Origin of the sequence: Vibrio sp. 10N.222.46.A1, assembly GCF_041473595.1 — a bacterium.
Taxonomy (GTDB): Bacteria; Pseudomonadota; Gammaproteobacteria; order Enterobacterales; family Vibrionaceae; genus Vibrio; species Vibrio tasmaniensis_A.
Genome location: NZ_JBFRSN010001389.1, coordinates 1 through 1,135, shown reverse-complemented (window position 1 = coordinate 1,135; position 1,135 = coordinate 1). Strand labels below are relative to the sequence as shown.

Here is a 1,135-nt window from a genome sequence, read left to right as displayed (position 1 = left end):
CAGTATCAAGCATCGAATTCAAACAGCCAGTGTCGGTTGGCGATGTGGTCTGTGTTTATGGCGACTGCACCAAGATTGGCCGTAGCTCGATGAATATCGACCTAGAAGTCTGGGTGAAGCCTGTACTTGATCACGGTATTGGCGATCGTTACAAGGTATGTGGCGCGACATTCAACTACGTTGCCGTGGACGAAAGTGGTAAACCTCGCTCAATTAATAAATAGTACTTTCGACGACCCTATCGCACTTTAAGGTCTTTAGTCGTTTCGATTAAAAATGCTAAAGACCTTCTCACTCTCCCGCACCATTTCACAATTTCTTATCATTAACTCTTCCAATACCGATTAGTTCGCGTAAATTAGCCAGATAACTAATTTAATCGCTCTAATTCAGTGAAGTAACATAAGGATATCTCAACATGTGGTACGTGATTTTTTCTCAAGACGTCGAAAACTCATTAGAAAAACGCCTAAGTGTTCGCCCACAACATCTAGAACGCCTACAAACACTTCACAATGAAGGCCGACTGTTAACAGCAGGTCCAATGCCAGCAATTGACTCCGATAACCCTGGCGAAGCAGGCTTCACTGGTTCTACTGTGATTGCTGAATTCAACTCTTTGGAAGACGCACAAGCATGGGCTGATGCAGACCCGTACATCGCTGCTGGTGTCTACCAGAATGTGATTGTTAAACCATTCAAGAAAGTATTTTAACGTGAAAAAATGGATTATTGGGTCACTGGCTATTGCCCTACTCGCAGGCTGTAGCTCATCAAGTGAACAAGACAAACAAAGACAGTTAGAGATGATGGCTCACCATCGTGCGGGTGTTTTATCTGCCGGCCTACCTATTGAGTATGGTCCACTCTCTATCATGCGTGTGCTAGCAAAAAATACTGTCGTCGAAATCATGATGATCTACAACCAAGATGCGAAAGGCGCTAAGCCTTTAAACCAAGTTGTAGACATGAGTGTGAATAGCTACTGCACCAACTCTGAAGTAAGAGCTAACCTCGACATGGGCTTAGCTTACAACATCAAAATTCGCAATACACGCGGACAACTGATGGTTGAAAAGCTGATCAGCAAAGAGACGTGTCAGAGCAGCCGCTAGATTCGAGATTCGAGATTCGA

At 44.1% G+C, this 1,135-nt stretch carries 3 protein-coding genes; all 3 read left to right on the top strand.

Annotation, left to right across the window (positions count from 1 at the left end; all coding sequences use genetic code 11):
• On the top strand, window positions 1–224 hold a 224-nt coding region (locus AB4496_RS26860; protein WP_372090976.1), incomplete at its 5' end, for an acyl-CoA thioesterase.
• Between the two features lie 194 nt (window positions 225–418).
• Entirely contained in the window at window positions 419–715 is a 297-nt protein-coding gene (locus tag AB4496_RS26855) for a YciI family protein (protein ID WP_009846425.1), read from the top strand.
• Between the two features lies 1 nt (window position 716).
• Complete coding sequence (locus AB4496_RS26850) at window positions 717–1,115, top strand: GspS/AspS pilotin family protein (protein WP_009846424.1); 399 nt, start codon at window positions 717–719, stop codon at window positions 1,113–1,115.
• The last annotated feature ends 20 nt before the right edge of the window (window positions 1,116–1,135 follow it).